At 53.7% G+C, this 7,574-nt stretch carries 7 protein-coding genes; 5 read left to right on the plus strand and 2 right to left on the minus strand.

What is annotated here, in order from left to right; all coding sequences use genetic code 11:
* Positions 1-53 precede the first annotated feature (53 nt).
* Both AQ1_RS14655 and AQ1_RS11050 read left to right on the plus strand, forming a co-directional pair.
* Positions 54-602 carry an ImmA/IrrE family metallo-endopeptidase gene (locus AQ1_RS14655; RefSeq protein ID WP_150007468.1) on the plus strand — a complete coding sequence of 183 codons (549 nt, stop codon included), beginning with the start codon at positions 54-56 and terminating at the stop codon, positions 600-602.
* Between the two features lie 458 nt (positions 603-1,060).
* Positions 1,061-1,612, plus strand: coding sequence for a recombinase family protein (locus tag AQ1_RS11050; protein WP_042087274.1), 552 nt, complete (start codon positions 1,061-1,063; stop codon positions 1,610-1,612).
* Positions 1,613-1,755: 143 nt separating this feature from the next.
* Here AQ1_RS11050 and AQ1_RS11055 read toward each other — a convergent pair whose 3' ends face one another.
* On the minus strand, positions 1,756-4,080 hold the full coding sequence (locus AQ1_RS11055; protein WP_161760577.1) for a Z1 domain-containing protein: 2,325 nt from the start codon (positions 4,078-4,080) through the stop codon (positions 1,756-1,758).
* A gap of 362 nt (positions 4,081-4,442) precedes the next feature.
* Here AQ1_RS11055 and AQ1_RS11060 point away from each other — a divergent pair, with 362 nt between their 5' ends.
* The 3 genes from AQ1_RS11060 to AQ1_RS15515 are packed head-to-tail and all read left to right on the plus strand — an operon-like array spanning position 4,443 to position 6,820.
* Positions 4,443-5,588: a DNA cytosine methyltransferase gene (locus AQ1_RS11060; protein ID WP_042087284.1), complete on the plus strand. Its 1,146-nt coding sequence runs from the start codon at positions 4,443-4,445 to the stop codon at positions 5,586-5,588.
* On the plus strand, positions 5,585-6,442 hold the full coding sequence (locus tag AQ1_RS11065) for a hypothetical protein (RefSeq protein WP_042087276.1): 858 nt from the start codon (positions 5,585-5,587) through the stop codon (positions 6,440-6,442). Before AQ1_RS11060 ends, AQ1_RS11065 begins: the two co-directional genes overlap by 4 nt.
* Positions 6,443-6,454: 12 nt before the next feature.
* Entirely contained in the window at positions 6,455-6,820 is a 366-nt protein-coding gene (locus tag AQ1_RS15515; protein WP_390624419.1) for a GIY-YIG nuclease family protein, read from the plus strand.
* A gap of 185 nt (positions 6,821-7,005) precedes the next feature.
* Here AQ1_RS15515 and AQ1_RS11075 read toward each other — a convergent pair.
* On the minus strand, positions 7,006-7,574 hold a 569-nt coding region (locus AQ1_RS11075), incomplete at its 5' end, for an IS3 family transposase (protein ID WP_042087278.1).

The raw sequence follows: 7,574 nt of genomic DNA on the forward strand, positions 1-7,574 counted from the left end.
GGAGGAATAATCCCGTGGCAGGTCACAGTGCCAAACATTTCTTTTGAAACCATATAGGCGCTGCTACCACACATGCACATGAGCTTGGTCATTTCATGTGCCATCGGGACTTACGTGACCGGTTTGAGGACAACGAGGAAAGTCTCAACGATTTCAAGGATGATATTGAAACCGAGGCCAATCTGTTTGCCTCATACCTTCTGATGCCCGTCAATATCATCCGGAATGAATTTTCTGATATTCGATGGAACGTGGATACCTTGTGTGAGGTAGGCACTCGCTTCGAGTGTTCCCTTCAAGCCAGCGCTCTTCGCATTATTGATCTATCCACTAAACCAATCGCCTTTGTTGTATCGCGTGACGGTAGGATTCTTTGGGCCCGCAGGAGCAATTCCGCACCTTATATGACAGCATATCTCTTTGGGGATGAACTGCCCGAGTCATCACACATCATGGTAGCATATAGGGCAGGTAGTAGAGTTCCGCCAACGCTAGAATGTGTTGGGAATGCCTGGAACCGCTTTCAGCAGGCGAGAGAAAGCCAGTACTTTGAAACCTCCGGTCGGGGCTACCAATACACTTGTATTGAATTCGATGGATAGGTGATCACTGATCGAAGGACGTCTCAGTTGGCCTGATAGTGCAATTAAAACGATGCCATTTCAGCGCCCCCAATTCGCTCGAACAGGAAAGCCAAACCTGAAACGGCAATCTTTATAAGAAAGGTGATTTTATATGACACAGGCTGCCATTGCATTCATCGGCGATCCCCATGGCAGGTGGGCGGACATTCGCCAACAGATCCGGCGGCAACTGGAGAGGGGCATTGCAATTCAGGCCATTGTGTAGTGCCTGAGCAACGATATTTCGTCAGCGGGAAGATCAAAAATAATGCCGCGCGTTGTCGCGCGGTCAGAGCCGCTCGGTGTGCCCTCAAATTGCACTTTCTCTATATGGCAGGATCTCTGAAAGTATACATATTGAGACTCATTGCTGGTCATGTCTTTATTAATGTCTCAATATAGGCATCGCAAAACACCTGAGTATTTATGAGACACCCATGGCCAAAGTCGGATACGCCCGCGTCAGTTCTGTCGGACAATCTCTCGACGTACAACGCGAAAAGCTAAGCGCGTGCGATAAGCTGTTTGAAGAGAAACGCAGCGGCACCACCGACGCCCGCCCCATGCTGAAACAATGCCTGAATTATGTGCGCGAAGGCGATGTGCTGATCGTATCGCGCATAGATCGGCTGGCCCGCTCGACGCTGCATCTGTGTCAGATCGCTGAGACCTTGCGCGAGAAAGGTGTTGATCTGGTTGTTCTCGATCAGAATATCGACACATCCGATGCCACCGGACGCCTCTTATTCAACATGCTGGGTGCCATCGGCCAGTTTGAGACTGAAATCCGCGCCGAACGCCAGATGGACGGGATCAAAAAAGCCAAAGACCGTGGCGTTCAGTTTGGGAAGCGGCTTGCGCTCACGGCCAGCCAAATCTCCGAACTGCGTGACAAACGCCGACAAGGCACCCTTATCAAAGATCTCATGGCCCAATACTGCCTCTCAAAGGCGACCATTTATCGATATCTCGGTACGAACGACACCTGAGATCAACTCCTGGCCCAAGAATTCCGCTTAGCGCCCTATTCTGCACTCAGCCAGAGTCGACCCCATGATGGGCATTTGCTCGAAGCACCACAGAAGATTGGCGATTGGATCGACCATCTATTATCACCGCCGCTGGACGCGCCTTAGGCCATAGCTTTGGTTGCGAATACGCATGGCTCGGCATCTGTCGGTGCCGCGAGGAGCGGCCACCAGAACGAGTGCGCCGTCCATCCACGCTCTCTGCCGCCCTTCTGTTGCAACAGAATAAGAGCGGGCTTTGAGCGCGGCTCGTTCATGATCTTCGGCCTCAGTGCGGGACCGAGAATCGAACGACCAGACTTGTCGCCTGATTTCGCACGATCCAGCCCTCTGCCTGTTTCCGCCAGCAGCAAAATCGTTTCGCCCTTTTCCGTATAGTAGTCGATCAATCCGCGCATCGCGCCCCACTCGAACTTGACGCTATCAAACTCTATCGTCTCCTCGATGGTCGCGATAATCGCGTAGGCGGTGGCGCGGTCGATCTCAACAAATTCGCCCGTATCCCGCCATTCCGGGAGGATGATTTTGTCTAGATTCGATTGCAGTTCGGCCATTCGCTTGCCCGCGCGGGTTTGGAAATCGGAGGGCAAGAGCAGTGTTCGTGGCGAGACGGTTACAACGTCTGAGAGCTGCACCTTGTTCGGGGCGCAGGGCCTGATTCGTCCGTTCCCGTCAGTCTGAATGAACACTACGCCTTGATCGTGGGCGCCACTCTCGAAGGCATCCCGCAAGGCGTTCTCGAACTCATTAATTGTGAACAGCCGGTCATAAACTGCCCGCGATGTATAAAGCCGCGTGACTGCCAAGTCATCGCGTCCCCGGTTCCCGTACATACGGGAGTGCTGCAACACGGTATCCGCTTGCGTCGTTCTCGGATTGCGTCCGTAGTAGAAGGCAATCAGGTTGGGAATGGTAATGCCGCGATCGAGAATGCTGCCGCCTACGAAAATATTATAGGGCGTCCGCAGCTTGAGTTCGGCTTTCTGATCGAGCAGGGCTGACACTTGGCCGTCAGAATTGACCTTCTCGACAACGATGTCGTCGTTCTGAAGCGCATCAAGGAACTCGTCAAACGCTTCGTCGTGCGGCGGCATATCGCCCCTATTCGCCGTTACTGAAACCTCAAGATCGTCATAAGCTTCATCGAACAGCGGGCGCAGTCGCTTGGGATTTTCTTCGGCGGCCTTGACGATCTCGTCACGGATCCAGTCAATTACCTGATTTTGCCAACTATGTGCCGCCTTTTGCGTATCGTTGTGAATGAGCATCGAGTACTTCTGCTCCTTCTCGCCAAGTTCGCGCTGCTGCCACTGCCGGACGCCCGCTGCGAGAACGAAGGTGACAATTGCGCGGCGCAGACCAGCAGTGTTCTCCGTGTCGAGGACGCGATCCTGACTGATGCGCCGCATATCCATCTTGCGCAGAGCATTCTGCTCTTGCTCGCCGACCTCAACGATCAGATGCGCGCGCGAATCGTCTTCATCGAAGGAACCGAAGTAGTGATTGCCGCCGACATACCCGTCGTGAATCGGCAAGAGTTCGGTGAAGGCTGGGCGTTTCGGCTTGTAGACGTAGTTGGTCTGGGCAGTCGGATCATCGTAGTTGTCGGGCTGCAAATAGAGAGAGTATGGCGTGGCAGTGACTTGGAGGAAGGCGATGCCGTCACTTAACTCACGCAGCTCGTCAATCTGTCCGGCGATGACTCCCTGCAATATGTCCGAGTTCTCCCTGTTCGGCACGAAGCGAACGCTTGCCAGGTCGGCCTCATCGTCCACGATCAGAACCTTCTTCTTCTGAAGTCCGGGTTGGTCATTCACGAAATCGATCAGTCGCTTGAGATTATGAACCTGCTTCTTGGCAACGATTACGATCTTGCGACGAAGTTCGCTCCGCGTGAGAGTGCCGGGCTGCTTCATTATATCGAACACCATCAGTTCATCCTCCTCGATGAACTCCGCGAAGTCAGATTCCAGGCGCGAGACGGTCTGGGCTGAAAGCGTTTTGGTGCCCTTGGTAAGGACCAGTGCGATATCGAAGTCTCGGTCAAAAGCTCCAGCTATCACGCCGACGAACGCGCGGGTTTTACCTGATTGAATTTTGCCGAGAAGCATTCCCGGCCGGCTGTCTGTCGTCATCGAAGTGTCGAGCTTTTCCACGACACGCTCGATACATTCGGCCAGTTCGTCACTGTCGTTGCGATAACTCTTCAGGCGCGAATAGAATTGTGTCCCCTTCTGAAGATCATCAAGGCGGCGGTTGTTACGGCGAAGCCATGCGCGAATTTGAGGGCGCCTGAAGACCGGTCCTGACGCCAGCTCCTTGATAGGACGGGGGAAATCCGATGCCCGCGAGCGCCAGTTTACGACGGCTTGGCTTGATACATTTGCCATCTCTGCAATCTCGTTGATCCCGACGATGTCATGCTCCACGGGGCGAATCCTTCTGTTTATGTTGTACATAATTGTGTACAACATAAACAGAAGGATGTCAACAGATAAACGGCACTCAGCGTGTACTACGTCGGCCAACACAGCATGTTCTTAAATTGTTCTTGCTTTTGGCGCCAAAAAGGCACCTAATCGGGCGATGGAGACCTCTATGACAAAAGCTGAACCCAAGAGAGACGACCGTATCCGTCAAAGCATCCGGCTGGCCAAAGAGCTATGGGATGGAATCGACCAGGCGCGATCTGAACGGCCTGGCAGTATCTCTCGCAATACGTGGATAACTGAAGCCGTCCTTGAGAAACTGGAGCGCGATGTCGCTAATGCTCGTGCCGGGAGAGCCGCCAATGCCTAACTTTTACGAATTCTTTGCGGGTGGTGGCATGGCGCGGGCCGGTCTTGGCAGTAGCTGGGAATGTCTATTCGCAAACGACTTTGACCGCAAGAAGGGCGAAATCTATGAAGCCAACTGGGGTAGAGGAGCGCTCACGGTCGGTGATGTGAAAAAGGTCGAAGCGAAAGACCTCCCTAGCCAGGCGGACTTGGTCTGGGGCTCTTTCCCATGTCAAGATTTATCGCTGGCTGGCGGTGGAGCTGGTCTCAAAGGTGAACGCTCGGGCACATTCTGGCCGTTCTGGCGCTTAATGCAATCATTGATACGTGAAGGCCGCGCCCCATCAATCATCGTGCTTGAGAACGTCTGTGGCGCGCTTACTTCACACCAAGGCAAGGACTTCGCTGCCATTTGCGCGGCCTTCGCGCGCGAGAACTATAGATGTGGAGCCATGATAATCGACGCGGCGAATTTCGTGCCGCAATCGCGGCCAAGGCTTTTCATAATTGGTATTCGCGGTGATGTGATCCTGCCCGACGGCGTGATCGCAAGCGGGCCGACAAGAGGTTGGCACACTCAAGGTTTGTGCAATGCGCATGCAAAACTTTCGCCGAAAGCGAAGAGTAGCTGGCTATGGTGGACAATGCCGACCCCGCCAGTGAGGAATTCTCACTTCGCCGATCTGATCGAAGACAATCCGAAAAGCGTGAGCTGGCATACCGCAGCAGAGACTAAGCAGCTTATCTCGATGATGAGCGAAGTGAACCTTGAAAAGGTCAAAGCTGCCAAGAATGCCGGTCGTCGAATGGTGGGCGCAATCTACAAACGTACCCGTCACGACGAAACCGGCGCAAAGGTTCAAAGGGCAGAGATCCGTTTCGATGAAGTGGCCGGCTGTCTGCGAACTCCTGCAGGTGGTTCGAGCCGCCAACTCATCATGGTGGTCGATGGCGACAAGGTAAAATCGCGTCTTATTTCAACGCGTGAAACTGCTCGGCTAATGGGCTTGCCTGACGACTACGTACTTCCTGCACGTTACAATGAAGCCTACCATTTGACGGGCGACGGCGTAGTGGTGCCGGTGGTCAGATATTTGGCAGTGCACATATTTGAGCCTGTTTTGAAGGCGCAGACAAGAGACATGGAGGAGGCTGCGTGAGTGTAATTCCATGCTGTCAGAACGCGGAGCTTCGCAAGAAGATCGAGGAGTTCGCGGAGACACTAAAAACCGAAGCGCATAAGCTCGGTGATCACGGACTGGATGATCAGGAATTCTATAACAGCGGTTTGTTTCGCGGGGCGATCGAACGCGTCCGAGGTCAGTTTTCCGCCACTATGCGTGACAAGCGCGAGTTCGTGAAGCACGTCCTGAATTACATGCAAGATGGTGGTTATATCGCCGATTGGGAGTCTGCGGGAGAGGCCAACCGCCATGACTATACCGTCAAACTCAACAGCGATAAGACTGCGGTGATCGAACTCAAAGGCTGTCTGGACGGCAATAACACAAACATCTTTGAGCGCCCTCCACATGCCCAAGAATTCATTATCTGGAGCGTCTGTACAAATCCCGGTGCCGATCCACGCCATAACGCTTGGTCGGGCATCCATACGCGCCTGAGTGCTGAAATCATTTATCGGGAACAACGGGTAGATGGTGTTGTCGTTTGGGACATGGTCTGCGGCACTCTGGGGCGCCCGTGCCCGAAACTTGAAAACCAGCCGGACCGGACGACAGAAGTCGGCCCCTTCTTGCTCCCGCCCGCTTGCATCTATGTGATGCCAGCGACCACTCCTAGTCCGAGAAACAACTCGCATCCACCTGCGCAGAAGCTAGGCGGTGTTGAGTTACTCAAAGCCTTTCACGATTGCTTCGGTGGTGATGATGCCGAGGTAAGCTACGTCGACTTTGAGGTAGCACATAAAGGGCCGGAGACAGTTAGGACGACTACAATCACGCGAGATAGCGTCACCGCACAACAATCTGGGCCAACTGCAATTCGGCGCTCTTGACGCGAGGTATGAATGCCAATCGATTTCAAGTTTAGAAAGACTGCCGTTGGCACTCTGACAACCCAAATCGGCGTTTATGTTCTAGCCGACTTGGATAACGTTCCAATCTATGTTGGTCAGTCAAAAGACGGTATCCGTAAGAGAGTGCAACGTCACCTGACATCCGCCCGTTCGGACGTAATTGCGAACAGGCAGATCGACGTTTGGGAAGTTGCATATGTGTGGGCTTTTCCCATTGATGATGCTGAGGTAATCAGCGCATTGGAGGCTGCCTTGTTTCATCAACTCCACCCGCAGTCGCGATTGATGAATGGCAAGCTCCCCCCGTCCCACCTGCTGACTTCGAGGTTCCTGAACCATCCGCAATCGTACAAGTAATGAGCGATGAGGAAATCGAGGAGAAGAAAGACCCTGATCTTCGATTGCCACGTCAGGCGCAACACTATGCCCAGCTTGTCGCACACTTCGTAGCCGTCAAAAATTCCAATCAAGTCGCGGGTGCCATGGACGCCCACTTTGAGAGACTGGACCTGTCGCGTATTTGTGCCGCTCCAAGTGCTCGTTTAAGCCACTTTCCGTTCAAAAGCGACCGGACTTTTCCAGCCCAATGCTGAGTGCCGGCGCCGAGGGTTATAGAACCCGTTGATATACTGGAAGATGGCGGTTTCGGCCTGTCGACGCGTTTCCCAAGTGCGCCGCCAGATCAGCTCGGCCTTGATGGTCTTGAAGAAGGTCTCGACTGCGGCGTTGTCATAACAGTTACCCTTGCCGCTCATCGACACCTTGAACCCATGCTCGCGCAGGATCTTCTGGTAGTCATACGAACAGTATTGGCTGCCCCTGTCTGTGTGATGAATGCAGCCTTTGGGTGGTGCTCGGAAGGCGATGGCCATTTTCAGCGCCCGGATCGTCAGATCGCGTTTCATACGGTTACTGACGGCCCAGCCGATGACGCGCCTCGAATGCAGGTCCAGGATCACGGCCAGATACAACCATCCCTCGCGGGTCCAGATGTAGCTGATGTCGCCCGCCCATTTCTGGCTCGGTCGATCTGCCGTGAAGTCCCGATCCAGCAGGTTCGGCGCAATGTTGAACCTATGGTAATCCCCCCTGTAATTAAGGGGGTTTAAAA

The organism is Iodidimonas nitroreducens (genome assembly GCA_000710935.1).
GTDB lineage: Bacteria > Pseudomonadota > Alphaproteobacteria > Sphingomonadales > Rhodothalassiaceae > Iodidimonas > Iodidimonas nitroreducens.

Coding starts and splice junctions, on each gene's coding strand:
- AQ1_RS11050 (WP_042087274.1), top strand. CDS start 1,061: ATGGCCAAAGTCGGATACGCCCGCGTCAGTTCTGTCGGACAATCTCTC.
- AQ1_RS11060 (WP_042087284.1), top strand. CDS start 4,443: ATGCCTAACTTTTACGAATTCTTTGCGGGTGGTGGCATGGCGCGGGCC.
- AQ1_RS15515 (WP_390624419.1), top strand. CDS start 6,455: ATGCCAATCGATTTCAAGTTTAGAAAGACTGCCGTTGGCACTCTGACA.